We start from the raw sequence: 17,292 nt of genomic DNA, 5'->3' as shown, positions 1-17,292 counted from the left end.
TCGGGCATGCCCGCTGCGCTCGCTGCACTCGCTCCGCGTGCCTGCCCGTGGCGGGGGCTGGGGTTCAAGACGACCGGGGCTGGGGTTCGCGTCGCCGGGCCGCAGGGATGAGACGGCCTGAGCATGGAGTGAACGGTTCGGGCCGGAGCCTGGGAAGGCTCCGGCCCGGACGCGTCATCGCCCCTCAGCGGTTCTTGAACCGCGGGGGGCGTTTCTGCATGGTGGCGGTCATGCCCTCGGCCAGGTCCTCGGTGAAGAAGGCGAGGGCCTGGACGCCGGTCTCCGCCGCGATCTGCCGGCGCAGGCCGGGGACGTCCAGGGACATGTTGAGCAGTTCCTTCGTGCGGCTCAGCCCGTACGGGGACGTGGCGAGCAGCTCGTCGGCGAGCGCCTGCGCGGCGTCGAGGTCGCCGCCCTCCGCGCAGACCTCGGTGACGAGCCCGAGCGCCTCCGCGCGGGCCGCGTCGAGGCGCTGCGCCCGGTAGGCGATCTCCGCGGCCTTCGCCGGGCCGACGAGGCGCGGCAGCAGCCAGGACAGCCCGCAGTCCCCCGCCGACAGGCCGAGGTTCACGAACGGGACGACGAACCGGGTGGTCGGGTCGGCGACCCGCAGGTCGCAGGCCAGCGCCCAGGAGACGCCCATGCCCGCGACCGGGCCGTGCAGCGCCGCGATCACCGGCTGCGGGATCTCCCGCAGCCGCGCGGTGACCTCGCCGCCGCGGGCGATGCCGCGGTAGAGCCGCTGCGCGCGGCCCTCCTCGGCCTCCTGGCCCGGATCGCCCTGGATGTCCATGCCGGAGCAGAAGCCGCGGCCGTCCCCGGTGAGCACCACGACCCGGGTGGACGGGTCGCGCGGCAGCTCGTTGAGGACGTCCAGCATCCGCTCGGTCAGCGCGCCGTCGACGGCGTTCAGCCGCTCCGGGCGGGACAGGGCGATGGTGAGCACCCCGTCCCGCCGGTCGAGCCTGATCCCGTCCAAGGGCTCAGGAGGTCAGCTGCTGGATGAGCGGCCCCATCTGCTCCATCGGGTTCTTGAACACCGCGAGCGGCTCGCTCGCGTTGATCGCGGCCCAGTTGTCGCGGACGGCCTCGACGGAGAGGGTCTCCTTCTGGCCGTAGCCGGGGCCCTCCGCGACGAAGATCTTGGCGATCCGGCCGCCGCCGACGGTGTAGACCTCGCCGGTGTCCTGGTTGGACTCGTGGACCAGGAACGCGACGAGGGGGGTGACCTGGTCGACGCCGAGCTTGTCGGCGAAGTCGGCGGGCAGCAGGTCCTCGGTCATCCGGGTCCAGGCGACCGGCGCGATGGCGTTGGCCTTGATGTCGTACTTGGCGCCCTCCTGCGCGAGGGTCTTGGTGAAGCCGACCAGGCCCATCTTCGCGGTGGCGTAGTTGGCCTGGCCGAAGTTGCCGAACAGGCCGGCGGGCGACGAGGTGTTGACGATGCGGCCGTAGCCGTTCTCGCGCAGGTGCGGCCAGGCGGCGCTGGAGACCAGGAACGAGCCGCGCAGGTGCACGGCGATGACGGCGTCGAACTCCTCGACGGTCATGTTCTTGAACGACCGGTCGCGGAGGATGCCGGCGTTGTTGACCACGATGTCGACCTTGCCGAACGCGTCGAGCGCGGTCTGCACGATCGCCTGCGCGCCCTCGGGGGTCGCGACGTTGTCGGGGTTGGCGACGGCCTCGCCGCCGTTCTTCTTGATCTCGTCCACGACCTCCTGGGCGGGGCCGGCGGAGGCGCCGACACCGGAGCGGTCGCCGCCGAGGTCGTTGACGACGACCTTCGCACCGCGCGCGGCGAGCTCCAGCGCGTGCTGGCGGCCGAGGCCGTGGCCCGCCCCGGTCACGACCGCGACACGGCCGTCGTAGCGCAGTTCCGACATCTCTGTCTCCTCACATCGCACCGACTACGCCCCCAGGTAATCATCCGGGGGTTACCCAGTGGTACCACTGAACCGAATCCCGCTCGGCCGCGGCCCCCTCCGATGCCTCCCCGGCGCGCCGCGCGGGCAAGCACCGTGCTTCGTGGGACTTCAGTGAAACTTGCGGCAAATGCCGCATTCCCCGGGACGTACGGCGTAGTGTCCACACCCACCCGCGCAACCCGGCCCGGTCCGCACAGGTGCCGCCTCGACTTCGGAGGTCCCGTCTCGATGAGCCCTGCCGACGCGTCCAGCGCCCCCCGCCCGTACCGCGTCGTGCAGTGGGCGACCGGCGCGCTCGGCCGCGCGGTGATCCGCGGCGTCCTCGACCGGCCGGGCCTGGAGCTCGCCGGCGTCTGGGTGCACTCGCCCGCCAAGGACGGCGCCGACGCGGGCCTGCTCAGCGGCCGCGCCCCCACCGGCGTCACCGCCACCCGCGACGCCGCCGCCATCCTCGCCCTGGACGCCGACTGCGTCGTCTACGCGCCGGGGCGCACCGGCGACCCGCTCGCCGACCTCGACACCGTCTGCGCGCTGCTGGCCTCCGGCAAGAACGTGATCTCGATGAACGGCCTGGTCTACCCGCAGGCGCACGGCCCCTCCCTGGTCAACGAGCTGGAGCAGGCGTGCAAGCGGGGCTGCTCGTCGGTGCACGGGACCGGCTTCAACACCGGGTTCATGGCGGACGTGATGCCGCTGGTGTTATCCCGGCTGTCGCGCCGGATCACCCACGTCTACTCCCGCGAGTGCTCCGACTTCGCGCGGCACCCGTCCTGGCGGATGGTGCACCACATGGTCGGGTTCGGCCGCGACGAGGAGGCGTTCCTGCGCTCGCTGCGCCCCACCCGCACCGCGATGCGGTCGCTGTACACCGAGAGCCTGCACCTCGTCGCCGCCGGGCTCGGCGTCGACCTCGACGAGATCGACGTGGACGTGGACTACCGGCTCGCCGGCACCGACCTGGAGATCACCGCGGGCCTGATCCCGCGCGGCACGGTCGCCGCGGCGCGCTGGACGTTCAGCGGGCTGGCCGGCGGGCGGCCGGTGATCAGCGTCGAGGTGATCCACAAGGCGGACGCCGCGCGGATCCCCGACTGGGGCGACCCCGGCCACTCGGTGCGGGTGCACGGCCGCCCGTCGATCACGCTGACCACCGACGACGAGTGGGTGTCCGACGAGATCTCCGCCGCCGCGGCGCACGCGCTGAACTCGATCCCCGTCGTGTGCGCGGCCGAGCCCGGCATCCGCACCTACCTGGACCTTCCGCCGGTCACCGGGCGGATGGAGGCCGCCGTTCCGGACGGCCTGTGACCCGGGGGCGGGACGGCTAGGGGAGGGTCTGCTCGACGCGGGACTCCGCGCCGCCGTCGCCGGACCCCGCCTCGGCCTGGTCATCGGCCTCGACCTCGGCCTCCTCCTGGGCCTCCCGGCGGTGCTTGCGGACGCTCCACACCACGATCGCGGCGACCGCGATCACCGCGAGCCCGATCGCGAGGCCGCGCCCGGCCCACTGCGCCGCGCGGTCGAACGCCTCGCCCGCGAAGTAGCCGCCGAGCGTGAACGTGACGACCCAGGTCAGGCCGCCGAGGAAGTTGAACAGCAGGAACTTCGGATACGGCAGCCGGGAGCTGCCCGCCAGGGCGGGCATCAGCGCCCGCAGCAGCGCGGTGAACCGGCCGATGAACACCGCGACGGCGCCGCGCCGCCGGATCAGGTCCTGCGCGCCCTCCACCTTCGCGCGGTGCTTGGACACCGCGCGGATGTCCAGCAGCCGCGGCCCGTACTTCTTGCCGATCTCGTAGCCGACCGAGTCGCCGGCGACGGCCGCGACGACCCCGATGACCAGCAGGAGTGGCAGCGAGAGCGTGCCCTGGCTGGCCAGCACGCCGCCGACCACCACCGCCGTCTCGCCGGGGAACACGAACCCGACGAACAGCGCCGCCTCCGCGAACACCAGCGCGGCGATCAGCCCGTAGACCAGGCCGGGCGGCAGGCCGTCCACCAGGGTGTTGAAAGTCTCGAGCATGGTCCCCCGCCATCTCGTCCGTCCGGGACCGCCTCCGGCTGCCGGCCCCTGCTGCGTGCCATGCGATCGTGCGAGCCCGTTTGGCGCGGGCCGCCGACGGTTATCGTATGCGCGGGGCCGGTGGTCCAGGATCCCCCGGAAGGACGACTTGCCGGTGGCCGGGAAGGCGTGCCGGCCGGCGGCCGCCTCCTCCCAGGGTCCCGCCCGCCTCCCCCGGACGGTCGCACCGCACGGTTGACTTTCGGAAGGAACCGGACATGACCGCACAGGAAGTCGAGCGGGGCCGCTTCGTCCGGCAGCCGAACCGGTTCACGGAGCGGATCACCGCGGACGGTTCGAGCGGATACCCCGTGGAGCCGGGCCGCTACCGGCTGTTCGTCTCCTACGCCTGCCCATGGGCGCACCGCTCGCTGATCGTCCGGCGGCTGCTGGGCCTGGAGGACGCGCTGCCCGTGGCCGTCGTCGACCCGATCAGGGACGAGCGGGGCTGGCGGTTCCCCGACCGCGACCCCGTCACCGGCGCCGTGTTCCTGTCCGAGCTGTACCTGGCGAGCGACCCGTCCTTCGAGGGCCGCTACACCGTCCCGTGCATCTGGGACACCGTCACGGAACGGCTGGTCACCAACGACTTCCCCAACATCACCACGATGCTGGAGACGGAGTTCACCGCGCTCCACGCCCCCGGCGCCCCCGACCTGTACCCGGAGGAGCTGCGCCCGGAGATCGACGAGCTGAACGACCTCGTCTACAACACGGTCAACAACGGCGTCTACAAGGCCGGTTTCGCCACCGCGCAGGACGCCTACGAGGACGCGTTCGACGCCCTCTTCGCCACCTTCGACCGGCTCGAAGAACGGCTCGCGGACCGCCGCTACCTGTTCGGCGACCGGATCACCGAGGCCGACGTCCGCCTCTACCCGACGCTCGCCCGCTTCGACGCCGTCTACTACTCGCACTTCAAGTGCAACCAGCGCCGCCTCGTCGACCATCCCCACCTGTGGGCCTACGCCCGCGACCTTTACTCGATCCCCGCGTTCGGCGGGACGACGAACTTCGACCACATCAAGCGGCACTACTACGTGACGCAGCGCAACATCAACCCGTCCGGGGTCGTCCCGAAGGGCCCGCTCGTCGACTGGACGGCCCCGCACGGCCGCGACGCGCGCACCGGGGGCTGACACCGGGAACCGAACGCCGCTCGCTTCACGTCGTACCGGTCGGATCCCGTCGTTATGCTGGCGGATCTCCGGAACGATCACGATGTGAGAGGCAGTACCCCCGACAATGCGCAGCCAGTTCTTCGGAAACATGGACCAGGGGCAGCAGCTCCCCGGCCACTTCGCCCTCCAGAACTCCAAGATGCTCCGCGTCCACCTCAACGGTGACGTCCTCGCCCGGCAGGGCTCCATGGTCGCCTTCCAGGGCCAGATGGAGTTCGACTACGAGGGCGCCGGAGGCATCGGCAAGTTCATCAAGAAGGCCGTCACCGGCGAGGGCGTCCCGCTGATGCGCGTCCGCGGCCAGGGCCTGCTCTTCGTCGCGCACGACGCCGCCGACATCCACCTCTTCTACCTGGAGAACGAGGGCCTGACCGTCAACGGCGCCAACATCCTGGCCTACGACTCGCACCTGCAGTCCGACATCCAGCGCGTCCAGGGCGCCGGCATCGCCGCGGGCGGCCTGTTCAACACCACCCTCCAGGGCACCGGCTTCGTCGCGCTCACCACGCACGGCACCCCGGTCATGCTCGACTGCGGCCGCGCCCCGACGTTCGCCGACGGCCAGTCCGCGGTGGCGTGGAGCACCAGCCTCCAGGTCGGCGTCAACCGCACCTTCAAGGCCGCCGCGCTCATCGGCCGCGGCAGCGGCGAGGCCATGCAGCTGGCCTACCAGGGCCAGGGCTTCGTCCTCGTCCAGGCCAGCGAGGGCCCCACCGTCCCGCCGCACACCCACTGAGCCGGGCCGGCGGCGGGTGACCTCCGTCACCTTTCGGACGGCGGATCTTGTCGGAGGCGCGGCCTCGGCTTCGGCAAGATCCCTGTGGCCGTGGGGGAATGGGGTGCAATCGCAACGCGCTGGCATGGGAAGAGGTCAAGTGCGAGTAGCCTTGATAGGTCTCTTATCTCACCTGCGAGCTGCGGAAGAGGGCGATCTCCGCCGTGTCGACAGAGTCGTCGCAAACTAGTGCCGACCCAAAGATCACAGATTTCGGTGCCAACGAGTGGCTGGTCGACGAGCTGTACCAGAAGTACCTCGAAGACCCCAACTCGGTTGACGAAGCCTGGTGGAACTTCTTCGCGGACTACCAGCCGGGCACCCGGCCCGGGTCCGTGACCCCCGCGTCCCCCGGCGCACCCCAGACGAGCACCGGAACGGCGGCCGGCGCGGCCGCCAACGGCACCGCGGCCGCCCCGCCGACACCGCAGCCTCCGGTGTCGCCGCCTAAGGCCCCCGCCAAGCCGGCCGACAAGGCCGCCAAGCCGGCGCCGAAGGCGGACAAGCCGGCGCCGCCGCCGGTGCCGGCGGGCGCCGAGGAGGTCCGGCTGCGCGGCGTCGCCGCCCGGACGGCCACCAACATGGAGGCCAGCCTCGCGGTGCCGACCGCGACCAGCGTGCGCGCCGTCCCGGCCAAGCTGCTGATCGACAACCGCATCGTCATCAACAACCACCTCAAGCGCGGCCGCGGCGGGAAGGTCTCCTTCACGCACCTGATCGGCTACGCGATCGTCAAGGCGCTCGCGGCGATGCCGGAGATGAACGCCGCGTACACCGAGGTGGACGGCAAGCCGGTGCTGGTCCGGCCCGAGCACGTCAACTTCGGGCTGGCGATCGACCTGCAGAAGCCGGACGGCTCCCGGCAGCTGGTCGTGCCGAGCATCAAGGCCGCCGAGACGCTGGACTTCCGCCAGTTCTGGGCCGCCTACGAGGAGATCGTCCGCAAGGCGCGCGGCAACAAGCTGACCATTGAGGACTACCAGGGCACCACGATCAGCCTGACGAACCCGGGCACGATCGGAACGGTGCACTCGGTGCCGCGGCTGATGCCCGGCCAGGGCACGATCATCGGCGTCGGCGCCATGGAGTACCCGGCCGAGTTCGCGGGGGCGTCCACCGACACGCTGGCCCGGATGGGGATCAGCAAGGTGATGACGCTGACCTCCACCTACGACCACCGGATCATCCAGGGCGCCCAGTCCGGCGACTTCCTGCGCCGCATCCACGAGCTGCTGCTCGGCGAGGACGGCTTCTACGACGAGATCTTCGAGGCGCTGCGCATCCCGTACGAGCCGGTGCGCTGGGTCAAGGACATCTCCGCCGGCCACGAGGACGACGTCGCCAAGATCGCCCGGGTGCACGAGCTGATCCACGCCTACCGGGTCCGCGGCCACCTGATGGCCGACACCGACCCGCTGGAGTACAAGCAGCGCCGCCACCCCGACCTCGACATCCTCAAGCACGGCCTCACCCTGTGGGACCTGGAGCGCGAGTTCGCGACCGGCGGGTTCGGCGGCAAGCCGACCATGAAGCTGCGCGACATCCTCGGCGTGCTGCGGATGGCGTACTGCCGGACGGTCGGCATCGAGTACATGCACATCCAGGACCCGGAGGAGCGCGCCTGGATCCAGGAGCGCGTCGAGGTCCCGCACGACAAGCCGTCCCGCGAGGAGCAGCTGCACGTCCTGCGCCGGCTGAACAGCGCCGAGGCGTTCGAGACGTTCCTGCAGACCAAGTTCGTCGGGCAGAAGCGGTTCTCGCTGGAGGGCGGCGAGTCCGTCATCCCGCTGCTGGACTCGGTGATCTCCGCGGCGGCGAAGGCCAGCCTGGACGAGGTCGTCATCGGGATGGCGCACCGCGGCCGGCTGAACGTGCTCGCCAACATCGTCGGCAAGTCCTACGGGCAGATCTTCGGCGAGTTCGAGGGCAACCTCGACCCGCGCAGCGCGCAGGGCTCCGGCGACGTGAAGTACCACCTGGGCGCGTCCGGCGACTTCGTCGCCGACGACGGCTCGAAGATCCACACCGAGCTGGTCGCGAACCCGTCCCACCTGGAGACGGTCGACCCGGTGCTGGAGGGCGTCGTCCGCGCCAAGCAGGACCTCCTCGACGTCGGCGAGGCCGGGTTCACGGTGCTGCCGATCCTGATCCACGGCGACGCCGCGTTCGCCGGGCAGGGCGTGGTGGCCGAGACGCTGAACCTGTCGCAGCTGCGCGGCTACCGCACCGGCGGCACCGTGCACGTGATCATCAACAACCAGGTCGGCTTCACCACCGCGCCGGAGTACTCGCGGTCCAGCGTGTACGCCACCGACGTGGCCCGGATGATCCAGGCGCCGATCTTCCACGTCAACGGCGACGACCCGGAGGCGTGCGCGCGGGTGGCACGGCTGGCGTTCGAGTACCGGCAGACGTTCAAGAAGGACGTCGTCATCGACATGGTCTGCTACCGGCGCCGGGGCCACAACGAGGGCGAGAACCCCTCGTTCACCCAGCCGCTGATGTACGACCTGATCGACGCCAAGCGCTCGGTGCGCAAGCTGTACACCGAAGCGCTGATCGGCCGCGGCGACATCACCGTCGAGGAGGCCGAGCAGGCGCTGCGCGACTACCAGGAGCAGCTGGAGCGGGCGTTCACCGAGACCCGCGAGGCCGTGAAGAAGCCCCTGGAGCCGGGCTCGGTCGTCAAGCCGGACGTCGAGGAGCGCATCCCGATCGACCACGGCGGGGCCGGCACGGCGATCCCGCAGGAGACCGTCAAGCGGATCATCGAGACGCAGGTCAGCCTGCCGGAGGGGTTCACCCCGCACCCGCGGCTGCAGCCGATCCTGCAGCGCCGCGCGCAGATGATCGAGGACGACGCGATCGACTGGGCGACCGGCGAGCTGCTGGCGATGGGCTCGCTGCTGATGGACGGCCACCCGGTCCGGCTCGTCGGGCAGGACACCCGGCGCGGCACGTTCGGGCAGCGGCACGCGGTGCTCGTCGACCGCAAGACCGGCGAGGAGTACACCCCGCTCAAGCAGTTCGGGCAGGGCGTGTCGAAGTTCTACGTGCACGACTCGCTACTCAGCGAGTACGCGGCGATGGGCTTCGAGTACGGCTACTCGATGACCCGCCCGGACGCGCTGGTCGCGTGGGAGGCGCAGTTCGGCGACTTCGCCAACGGCGCCCAGTCGGTGGTGGACGAGTACATCTCGTCCGGCGAGCAGAAGTGGGGCCAGCGCTCCAGCCTGGTGCTGCTGCTGCCGCACGGCTACGAGGGGCAGGGCCCCGACCACTCGTCCGCGCGGATCGAGCGGTACCTGCAGCTGTGCGCGCAGGACAACATGACGGTCGCCTACCCGACGACGCCGGCGAACTACTTCCACCTGCTGCGCTGGCAGGTGCTGTCCGGCCGGGGCAAGCCGCTCGTGGTGTTCACGCCGAAGTCGCTGCTGCGGCTGAAGGCGGCGACGTCGCCGGTCGAGCAGATCACCGACGGCGCGTTCCAGCCGGTCATCCCGGAGGCCGACCCGGCCATCGACCCGGCGGGCGTGAAGCGGGTGCTGCTCACCACCGGCAAGATCTACTACGACGTGGCGAAGGCGCGCGACGCCGCGGGCGCCAACGACACCGCGATCGTGCGGGTCGAGCGGCTGTACCCGCCGCCGGTCGACGAGATCAGGGCGGAGCTGGCCAAGTACCCGGCCGGCGTCGAGGTGGTCTTCGTCCAGGACGAGCCGGCGAACATGGGCGCCTGGCCGTTCATGGCGCTGAAGCTGCCGCACCACATCGAGGGGCTGAAGATGTCGCGGGTGTCGCGCCCGGCGTCGTCCTCGCCCGCCGTCGGCTCGGCCAAGCTGCACCAGGCCGAGCAGGAGGCGCTGCTGTCCAGGCTGTTCTGACGCTCTGGTGAGCTGACGGGCAGGCCGTGTCGCTCCGCGTCCCGCCGCCGTGGCGGTGGGACGCGGAGCGACTGCGTTAGAGGGAACCCATCACATGTACTTCACCGATCGGGGCATCGAGGAGCTCGCCGAGCGCCGCGGGGCGGAGGAGGTCAGCCTGACGTGGCTGGCCGAGCGGCTCCGCGAGTTCGTCGACCTGAACCCCGAGTTCGAGACGCCGGTGGAACGCCTCGCCACCTGGCTGGCCCGCCTCGACGACGAGGACGAGGACTGACGCCGCGCTGACGCGCGCCGGGTGCGGCGGGGGCGGAGCGCCGGGGTTCGCGATACATCTTGACTTTTGAGTGACGCGACATATCGTGTTACTCGAAGGAAACCCTCGGACGAAGGGCATGAGGCGATGCCGCGCTGGACGATCGACGAACCGACCACGCTCGACTTCGACGGCGTGGTCACGCTGCGCACGACGCTGATCGCCGGCACCGTCTCCGTGCTCGCCTCCGACGAGCGCCCGTCCGTCATGATCAGCGAGGTCGAGGGGCCGCCGCTGGTGATCGCGCACGAGGCCGGGATGCTGACCATCGCGCACGACCGGCTCCTGGAGGGCGTGCTCAGCTGGCTGCGCACCCGCAACGCCCGCGCCGCGATCACGGTGACCGTCCCGCACGACTGCCCCGTCACCGTCAACCTGGTGTCCGCCGACGCGGTGATCACGGGGCTGACCGCCCGCACGTCCATCAAGTGCGCGTCCGGCGGCATCACGCTGGACGGGGTGACCGGCGCGGTCGACGCCAACACGGTGTCCGGCGACATCGAGGCGCAGGGCCTGGACGGCACGGTGTCGTTCACCTCCGTCTCCGGCGACCTGGCGCTGGCCGGCGGCGCGGTCGAGCAGCTCACCGCCCGCACCGTCAGCGGCCGCATCGCCGCCGACGTCGACCTGGTCGGCGACGGGCGGGTGGAGGTCAACACGGTCTCCGGCGAGGTCGCGCTGCGGATCCCCGAGTCCGCCGGGGCGCGGGTGACGCTGAACGCGGCGGCCGGCCGGATCGAGACGTCCTTCCCCGAGCTCGGCCGCACCGACCGGGCCGTCGCCACCACCGTCTCCGGCAAGATCGGCGACGGGTCGGGCCGGCTGTCGGTCAACTCGGTGTCCGGCTCGATCACCCTCCTCGGCCGCGACGACGCGGCCCCGGAGATCAGCACCCCGCGAATGGAGAAGTGAGTTGAGCCCCGTTTTCGGCCACGGCCGGCTCCGCCTGTACCTGCTGAAGCTGCTGGAGGAGAGCCCGCGGCACGGCTACGAGGTGATCCGGATCCTGCAGGACCGGTTCCTCGGGGTGTACTCGCCCTCCCCCGGGACGATCTATCCGCGGCTGGCCCGGCTGGAGGCCGAGGGCCTGGTCACCCACGAGGTCGTCAAGGGCAAGAAGGTGTACTCGCTGACCGACAAGGGCCGCGAGGAGCTGGAGCGCCGGATGGACGAGCTGGCCGAGCTGGAGGAGGAGATCACCGCGTCCGCGCAGGAGTTCGCGCGCGGTGTGCAGCAGGACGTCCGGCAGACCGTCAGGTCGCTGCGCGAGGAGCTGACGCAGGCCGCGCGGACGATGCGCGACCAGGGGAAGACCACGTCCAAGGAGGCGTGGAAGGAGACCACCGACCGGCAGAAGGACGAGTGGCGGCGGCAGAAGGACTTCTGGCGCGAGCAGAAGCAGGCGTGGAAGGAGGAGTGGCGGCAGAACTGGGAGGACGCCTGGAAGACGGCGACCGGCAGCCGCGAGGACATCGCCCGCCTGAAGCTGGAGCGCCTGCTGCGCCGGTTCGTCGAGGACGTCCGGAAGGCCGCGAAGCGGTCCCGCCTCAGCGACGACGACCTGGCCGCCGTCCAGACCCTGCTGGACGAGACCCGCGACCGCCTGCGCACCGAGATCCTCGACCGAGACCGAGACCGCGACTGACCGTCCCCTCCGCCGCCGAGGCGCGGCGGGCCGCCGTCAGGGACGCCGCGTGACGACGGCCCGCCGCGGCGGTCACGGGGTGAAGACGATCTTGCCGAAGAGGTCGCCCTCCTCCATCGCGGCGAAGCCGTCGCGCGCCCGCGACAGCGGCAGCGTCCGGTCGATCAGCGGTCGGGTGCCGGTCTTCACCAGGAACCGCGCGAGCCGTTCGAGCTGCTCCCGGGTGCCCATCGTGGAGCCGACGACCTGGAGCTGCAGGAAGAACACCCGGTTCAGCTCCGCCGGGGGCACCTGGCCGCTGGTGGCGCCGGACACCACGATCCGGCCGCCCGGCCGCAGCGACTTCAGCGAGTGCGACCACGTCGCCTGGCCGACGGTCTCGATGACCGAGTCGACCCGCTCCGGCAGCCGCGCGCCGGACTCCACGGCGACGTCCGCGCCGAGCTCCAGGGCGCGCTTGCGCTTGGCCTCGCTGCGGCTCGTCGCGAACACCCGGAACCCGGCCGCCGACGCCAGCGCGATCGCGGCGGTCGCGACGCCGCCGCCCGCGCCCTGCACCAGCACCGTCGCGCCGGGCTGGAGCCCCGCCTTGTCGAACAGCATCCGGTAGGCGGTCAGCCACGCCGTCGGCAGGCACGCGGCCTCCTCGAACGACAGCTCCGCCGGCTTGCGGACGAGGTTGCGGCGCGGCACCGCGACCTTCCCGGCGAGCGTCCCCTGGTGCAGCTCCGACAGCAGCGACCGCTTCGGGTCGAGGGTCTCGTCGCCGCCGCCGCGCTCCGGGTCGCCGATCACCGAGTGCACGATGACCTCGTTGCCGTCCTCGTCGACGCCGGCGGCGTCGCAGCCGAGGATCATCGGGAGCCGGTCGGCGGGGAGCCCGACGCCGCGCAGCGACCACAGGTCGTGGTGGTTGAGCGCGGTGGCCTTCACCGTGACGGTCGTCCAGCCGTCCGGCACCTCGGGATCGGGCCGCTCGCCCAGCGTCAGCCCGTTCAGCGGATTGTCTGCGTCGATCTGTGTGGCCGTGACAGCGAACATGAACGCACACTAACCGCCCGGCCGGGACGCCGGACGACCCGCCCCCACCGGGGGACGGGCCGTCCGGAACGCGTTCCGCGGACTCCGGGGCGGACCCCGGAGCGCCGGGGCCACCGCCCCGGGCGCGGAGTCAGAGCACCTTGGACAGGAAGTCCTGCGTGCGCTGGTGCCGCGGGTTCGCGAGCACCTCGCGGGGCGTGCCCTTCTCCACGACGACGCCGCCGTCCATGAAGACGAGCGAGTCGCCGACCTCGCGGGCGAAGCCCATCTCGTGGGTGACGACGATCATCGTCATGCCGTCCACCGCGAGCTGCTTCATGACCTCCAGCACCTCGCCGACCAGCTCCGGGTCGAGCGCCGAGGTCGGCTCGTCGAACAGCATCAGCGCCGGTTCCATCGCCAGCGCCCGCGCGATCGCGACGCGCTGCTGCTGCCCGCCGGACAGCTGCGAGGGGTAGCTGCGCGCCTTGTCGGCGAGCCCGACCCGCTCCAGCAGCGCGACGGCCGCCTCCCGCGCCTTCGCCCGGGGGATCCGCCGGACCTGGACCGGCGCCTCCATGACGTTCTCCAGCGCCGTCATGTGCGGGAACAGGTTGAAGCGCTGGAACACCATGCCGATGTCGCGGCGCTGCGCGGCGACCTCGCTCTCGCGCAGCTCGTGCAGCTTGCCGCCGCGCTCCCGGTAGCCGACCAGGTGCCCGTTCACCCACAGCCGCCCGGCGTTGATCTTCTCCAGGTGGTTGATGCAGCGCAGGAACGTCGACTTGCCGGACCCGGACGGGCCGATGACGCACATCACCTCGCCCGGCATGACCTCCAGGTCGATGCCCTTGAGCACGTCCAGCCGGCCGAAGGACTTGCAGACGCCCTCGGACCGCACCATCGGCCCGCCGGACGAGGCGGTGGGCACGGCGCCCGGGGGCACGTCGTCCGCGGGCTCCGCGCCGGACTTGTCCAGGCTCGGTCCGCTCATCGTTCCCTCCCCTCCACCGTTTCCCGGTAGGCGCGCCGGGAGTTGCGCATCCCCGCCCACATCCGCTCCAGCATCGTCTGCCGCTGCGCGGTGCCGCGCCCGAAGTAGCGCTCCAGGTAGAACTGCCCGACCGTGAGGATCGACGTCATGATCAGGTACCAGATGCTGGCCAGGAGCAGCAGCGGGATCGTCTGGTACGTCCGGCCGTAGATGATCTGCACCGAGTACAGCAGCTCGGGCACCGCGATCACCGACACCAGCGAGGACGTCTTCAGCATCGAGATCGTCTCGTTGCCGGTCGGCGGGATGATCACCCGCATCGCCTGCGGCAGCACGATCCGCCGCATCGTCTTGGCGCGGCTCATGCCGAGCGCGCTCGCCGCCTCCGCCTGGCCCTGGTCGACCGACAGGATCCCGGCCCGCACGATCTCCGACATGTACGCCGCCTCGTTCAGCCCCAGCCCGAGGCAGCCCGCGACGAACGGGGTGATCAGCGAGTTCGCGTCGAAGTGCGCGAACGTCGGGCCGAACGGGATGCCGATGGACAGCTGCGGCACGAGGGCCTTGATGAACGCCCACAGCAGGATCTGCACCAGCACGGGGGTGCCGCGGAACGCCCAGATGTACAGCCAGGCGGACCCGGAGATCAGCGGGTTCGGGGACAGCCGCATGATCGCCAGCAGCACGCCGCCGACCACGCCCATCACCATCGCGATGGCGGTCAGCTCCAGCGTCTTGCCGATGCCGGTCATCACCGCGGTGATGGTGAAGTTCTGGCCGATGACGTCCCAGCCGAAGTTGGGGTTGTTGACGACGCTGTAGACCGCCCACACCGCGATGTACGCGATGATCACCGCGGCGACCCAGCGTCCCCAGTGGCGCACGGGGACGGCCCGGATCTCCTCGGGCCGGCCCTCGCGCGACGTCTCGTCCGTGACAGTCATCCGGTCAGCTCGTGGCGCCGTTGATCTGCGGCGAGGTGTTGGCCCCGCTGGTGATGCCCCACTTGTCGAGGATCTTGTTGTACGTGCCGTCGGCCTGCAGCGCCTTCAGCGCGCCGAGGATCGCGTCCTTGGTGGTGCCGAGCTGCTTGCCGACCGCGATGCCGTACGGGGCGGTGTCGTAGGTCGCGCCGGACACCTCGAACTGGCCGCCGGACTGCTTGGCCGCGTAGTCGATGACGGGCGAGTCCGCCAGCACCGCGTCCGCGCGGCCGCTGCTCAGCGCCAGGTTCGCGCCGTTCTGGTCCGGGTAGGGCTGGCCGACCGGACCGGGCTTGCCGGCGTCCTTGCACTTCTTCGTCCGCGTGCCGAGGCCCTTGGCCGCGTCGACCGTGGACGACACCTCGTCGTTCTGGACGGTGCCCTTCTCGACCGCGACCTTCTTGCCGCACAGCGACAGGTCGTCCGGCTTGAGGTTCTGCGGGTTGCCCTTCTTGACCATCAGCGCGGAGCCGGCGGTGAAGTAGGTGACGAAGTCGACCGTCTTCTCCCGCTCCTTGCTGTCGGTGAAGGAGGACATGCCGAGCTGGTACTGGCCGGACTTGATGCCCGGGATGATCGCGTCGAAGCCGGCCTTCTGGAAGGCGAACTCGACGCCGAGCTTCTTGCCCAGCGCCTTCCCGAGGTCGAGGTCCATGCCGATCAGCGTCTTGTTGTCGGTGTCGTAGAACTCGTTGGGCGCGTACGACGGGTCGGTCCCGACGGTGATCTTGCCGGCGGACTTGACGTCCGGGGCCAGCTTGGCGTTCAGCGAGGCGTCCTGGGTGATGCCGGAGAAGATGTCCCCGACGGACTTGGTCGGCGCGGCGGCGCCGCCACCGGAACCGTTGTCGTCGCCACAGGCCGACAGGGCGAGGGCGCCTGTCAGCACGAGCGCGCCCGCCGCGAGGGCGTGGCGGCGCAGAGAACCAGTGATCACAGGTCCCCCTCCAGAGGTCGCATCGGATCCGCACGGATCCTGAGGTCAAGTGCACATTTTGGCGCACACCAGGGCCGATGCGGATAAAGGGTGCGACACAATCGGACAACGAGGCAGCCCGGCACCCCCGTCGCCACCTCGAGCTCCAGCACTCTACGCCATGATCCGCGCACCGTCCGCGACGATCAGTGACGGTCGCCACCGCCCCGCGCCCCGGATCGGCGGGACCCCGTGTGGCACAATCGGACAACGGGTGACCCCCGTACGTCGCGAGATGTCCACCAGGTGACGGCCACCAGACCACACCACCGCGGCGGCATCGCCCGAAAGCCAACTTTCACTGACAGGGGTCGCTGTGGCTGCCGAGCCCATTCCCACCGAACCGCTCTCACTGGACGACGATCCGGCCTTCCCGCTGCACCGCGGCGGCAAGCTCGAGATGCGGTCGACCATCCCGGTCCGCAACAAGGACGATCTGTCCCTCGCCTACACGCCCGGCGTCGCCCGGGTCTGCACCGCCATCGCCGACAACCCCGAGCTCGCCTACGACTACACCTGGACGTCCAAGGTCGTCGCCGTCGTCACCGACGGCACCGCCGTCCTCGGCCTCGGCGACATCGGCCCGGCCGCGTCCATGCCCGTCATGGAGGGCAAGTCGCTGCTGTTCAAGGAGTTCGCCGACGTCGACTCCGTGCCGATCGCGTTGAACTGCACCGGCGTCGACGAGATCGTCGACACCGTGATCCGGCTGGCGCCGAGCTTCGGCGGCATCAACCTCGAGGACATCAGCGCCCCCCGCTGCTTCGAGATCGAGGACCGGCTCCGCGAGGCCCTCGACATCCCCGTCTTCCACGACGACCAGCACGGCACCGCGATCGTCGCGCTCGCCGCGCTGAAGAACGCCGCCCGCTTCGTCGGCAAGCCGCTGTCGGAGCTGCGCGCCGTCGTGGCCGGCGCCGGCGCGTCCGGCATCGCCGTCTCGCAGATCCTCATCGAGGCCGGCATCGGCGACATCGCGCTGTCCGACAGCAAGGGCCTCATCCACGAGGGCCGCGACGGCCTCAACCCCGTCAAGCAGCGGATCGCCGCGATCACCAACCGGTCGCACCTGAAGGGCTCCACCGAGGAGGCGCTGCGCGGCGCCGACGTGTTCATCGGCCTGTCCGGGAGCACCGTCCACGAGTCGTGCGTCGCCACCATGTCCGACGGCGCGATCGTGTTCGCGCTGTCCAACCCCACCCCCGAGGTGCACCCGGAGGTCGCGCGCCGGCACGCCAAGGTCGTCGCGACCGGCCGCAGCGACTTCCCCAACCAGATCAACAACGTGCTCGCCTTCCCCGGCATCTTCCGCGGCGCGCTCGACGTCCGCGCGCACTCCATCACCGAGGGCATGAAGCTGGCCGCCGCGAACGCGCTGGCGGACATCGTCGGCGACGACCTCACCGCCGACTACATCATCCCCAACCCGTTCGACGACCGGGTCGCGCCCGCCGTCACCGCCGCGGTCGCCGCGCAGGCCCGCGCCGAGGGCGTCAACCGCATCTGATCCGCCCCGCTCCGCCGCGCC

15 protein-coding genes are annotated in these 17,292 nt (G+C 71.1%); 8 read left to right on the top strand and 7 right to left on the bottom strand.

Annotation, left to right across the window (positions count from 1 at the left end):
* Positions 1-184: 184 nt before the first annotated feature.
* Together ABT299_RS28850 and ABT299_RS28845 are read right to left on the bottom strand one after the other, a co-directional pair.
* On the bottom strand, positions 185-979 hold the full coding sequence (locus ABT299_RS28850; RefSeq protein WP_433140250.1) for an enoyl-CoA hydratase/isomerase family protein: 795 nt from the start codon (positions 977-979) through the stop codon (positions 185-187).
* 4 nt (positions 980-983) lie between these two features.
* Positions 984-1,886, bottom strand: a complete 903-nt coding sequence (locus ABT299_RS28845; protein ID WP_190852504.1) for an SDR family oxidoreductase — start codon at positions 1,884-1,886, stop codon at positions 984-986.
* A 270-nt stretch (positions 1,887-2,156) separates the two neighbouring features.
* Here ABT299_RS28845 and ABT299_RS28840 point away from each other — a divergent pair, with 270 nt between their 5' ends.
* Positions 2,157-3,236: an NAD(P)H-dependent amine dehydrogenase family protein gene (locus ABT299_RS28840; protein WP_190852507.1), complete on the top strand. Its 1,080-nt coding sequence runs from the start codon at positions 2,157-2,159 to the stop codon at positions 3,234-3,236.
* A 16-nt stretch (positions 3,237-3,252) separates the two neighbouring features.
* Here ABT299_RS28840 and ABT299_RS28835 read toward each other — a convergent pair whose 3' ends face one another.
* A complete protein-coding gene (locus ABT299_RS28835) occupies positions 3,253-3,951 on the bottom strand; it encodes a DedA family protein (protein WP_500252612.1) in 699 nt (232 codons plus the stop codon).
* A 257-nt stretch (positions 3,952-4,208) separates the two neighbouring features.
* On the opposite strand from ABT299_RS28835, the gene ABT299_RS28830 reads away from it, so the two are divergent.
* From ABT299_RS28830 to ABT299_RS28805, 6 genes are all read left to right on the top strand, one after another.
* Complete coding sequence (locus tag ABT299_RS28830; RefSeq protein ID WP_500252611.1) at positions 4,209-5,129, top strand: glutathione S-transferase family protein; 921 nt, start codon at positions 4,209-4,211, stop codon at positions 5,127-5,129.
* Positions 5,130-5,235: 106 nt separating this feature from the next.
* Positions 5,236-5,907: an AIM24 family protein gene (locus ABT299_RS28825; protein ID WP_190852513.1), complete on the top strand. Its 672-nt coding sequence runs from the start codon at positions 5,236-5,238 to the stop codon at positions 5,905-5,907.
* Between the two features lie 203 nt (positions 5,908-6,110).
* Complete coding sequence (locus ABT299_RS28820; RefSeq protein WP_500252610.1) at positions 6,111-9,833, top strand: multifunctional oxoglutarate decarboxylase/oxoglutarate dehydrogenase thiamine pyrophosphate-binding subunit/dihydrolipoyllysine-residue succinyltransferase subunit; 3,723 nt, start codon at positions 6,111-6,113, stop codon at positions 9,831-9,833.
* A 94-nt stretch (positions 9,834-9,927) separates the two neighbouring features.
* Positions 9,928-10,107 (top strand): DUF6104 family protein, encoded by a 180-nt coding sequence (locus ABT299_RS28815; RefSeq protein ID WP_190852518.1) that lies wholly within the window; start codon positions 9,928-9,930, stop codon positions 10,105-10,107.
* Positions 10,108-10,233: 126 nt separating this feature from the next.
* Positions 10,234-11,058, top strand: a complete 825-nt coding sequence (locus ABT299_RS28810) for a DUF4097 family beta strand repeat-containing protein (protein WP_387026892.1) — start codon at positions 10,234-10,236, stop codon at positions 11,056-11,058.
* A 1-nt stretch (position 11,059) separates the two neighbouring features.
* Positions 11,060-11,791: a PadR family transcriptional regulator gene (locus ABT299_RS28805; protein WP_500252609.1), complete on the top strand. Its 732-nt coding sequence runs from the start codon at positions 11,060-11,062 to the stop codon at positions 11,789-11,791.
* A gap of 72 nt (positions 11,792-11,863) precedes the next feature.
* Here ABT299_RS28805 and ABT299_RS28800 read toward each other — a convergent pair whose 3' ends face one another.
* From ABT299_RS28800 to ABT299_RS28785, 4 genes are all read right to left on the bottom strand, one after another.
* Complete coding sequence (locus ABT299_RS28800; RefSeq protein ID WP_500252608.1) at positions 11,864-12,832, bottom strand: zinc-binding dehydrogenase; 969 nt, start codon at positions 12,830-12,832, stop codon at positions 11,864-11,866.
* Positions 12,833-12,962: 130 nt separating this feature from the next.
* Complete coding sequence (locus tag ABT299_RS28795) at positions 12,963-13,715, bottom strand: amino acid ABC transporter ATP-binding protein (protein ID WP_151541505.1); 753 nt, start codon at positions 13,713-13,715, stop codon at positions 12,963-12,965.
* A gap of 86 nt (positions 13,716-13,801) precedes the next feature.
* The gene (locus ABT299_RS28790) at positions 13,802-14,749 is read right to left on the bottom strand and encodes an amino acid ABC transporter permease (protein WP_190852528.1); all 948 of its coding nucleotides are present in this window, start codon (positions 14,747-14,749) and stop codon (positions 13,802-13,804) included.
* Positions 14,750-14,753: 4 nt separating this feature from the next.
* Positions 14,754-15,725: a transporter substrate-binding domain-containing protein gene (locus ABT299_RS28785; RefSeq protein WP_190852531.1), complete on the bottom strand. Its 972-nt coding sequence runs from the start codon at positions 15,723-15,725 to the stop codon at positions 14,754-14,756.
* Between the two features lie 355 nt (positions 15,726-16,080).
* On the opposite strand from ABT299_RS28785, the gene ABT299_RS28780 reads away from it, so the two are divergent.
* Entirely contained in the window at positions 16,081-17,271 is a 1,191-nt protein-coding gene (locus tag ABT299_RS28780; protein ID WP_190852532.1) for a malic enzyme-like NAD(P)-binding protein, read from the top strand.
* Positions 17,272-17,292: the final 21 nt, after the last annotated feature.

The sequence above is a fragment of the Spirillospora sp. NPDC000708 genome, assembly GCF_040299565.1.
Taxonomy (GTDB): Bacteria; Actinomycetota; Actinomycetes; order Streptosporangiales; family Streptosporangiaceae; genus Spirillospora.
This window is presented reverse-complemented; position numbering and strand designations above follow the sequence as displayed.

Coding starts and splice junctions, on each gene's coding strand:
- ABT299_RS28835 (WP_500252612.1), bottom strand. CDS start 3,951: ATGCTCGAGACTTTCAACACCCTGGTGGACGGCCTGCCGCCCGGCCTG.
- ABT299_RS28800 (WP_500252608.1), bottom strand. CDS start 12,832: ATGTTCGCTGTCACGGCCACACAGATCGACGCAGACAATCCGCTGAAC.
- ABT299_RS28840 (WP_190852507.1), top strand. CDS start 2,157: ATGAGCCCTGCCGACGCGTCCAGCGCCCCCCGCCCGTACCGCGTCGTG.
- ABT299_RS28830 (WP_500252611.1), top strand. CDS start 4,209: ATGACCGCACAGGAAGTCGAGCGGGGCCGCTTCGTCCGGCAGCCGAAC.
- ABT299_RS28810 (WP_387026892.1), top strand. CDS start 10,234: ATGCCGCGCTGGACGATCGACGAACCGACCACGCTCGACTTCGACGGC.
- ABT299_RS28845 (WP_190852504.1), bottom strand. CDS start 1,886: ATGTCGGAACTGCGCTACGACGGCCGTGTCGCGGTCGTGACCGGGGCG.
- ABT299_RS28790 (WP_190852528.1), bottom strand. CDS start 14,749: ATGACTGTCACGGACGAGACGTCGCGCGAGGGCCGGCCCGAGGAGATC.
- ABT299_RS28795 (WP_151541505.1), bottom strand. CDS start 13,715: ATGGTGCGGTCCGAGGGCGTCTGCAAGTCCTTCGGCCGGCTGGACGTG.
- ABT299_RS28825 (WP_190852513.1), top strand. CDS start 5,236: ATGCGCAGCCAGTTCTTCGGAAACATGGACCAGGGGCAGCAGCTCCCC.
- ABT299_RS28815 (WP_190852518.1), top strand. CDS start 9,928: ATGTACTTCACCGATCGGGGCATCGAGGAGCTCGCCGAGCGCCGCGGG.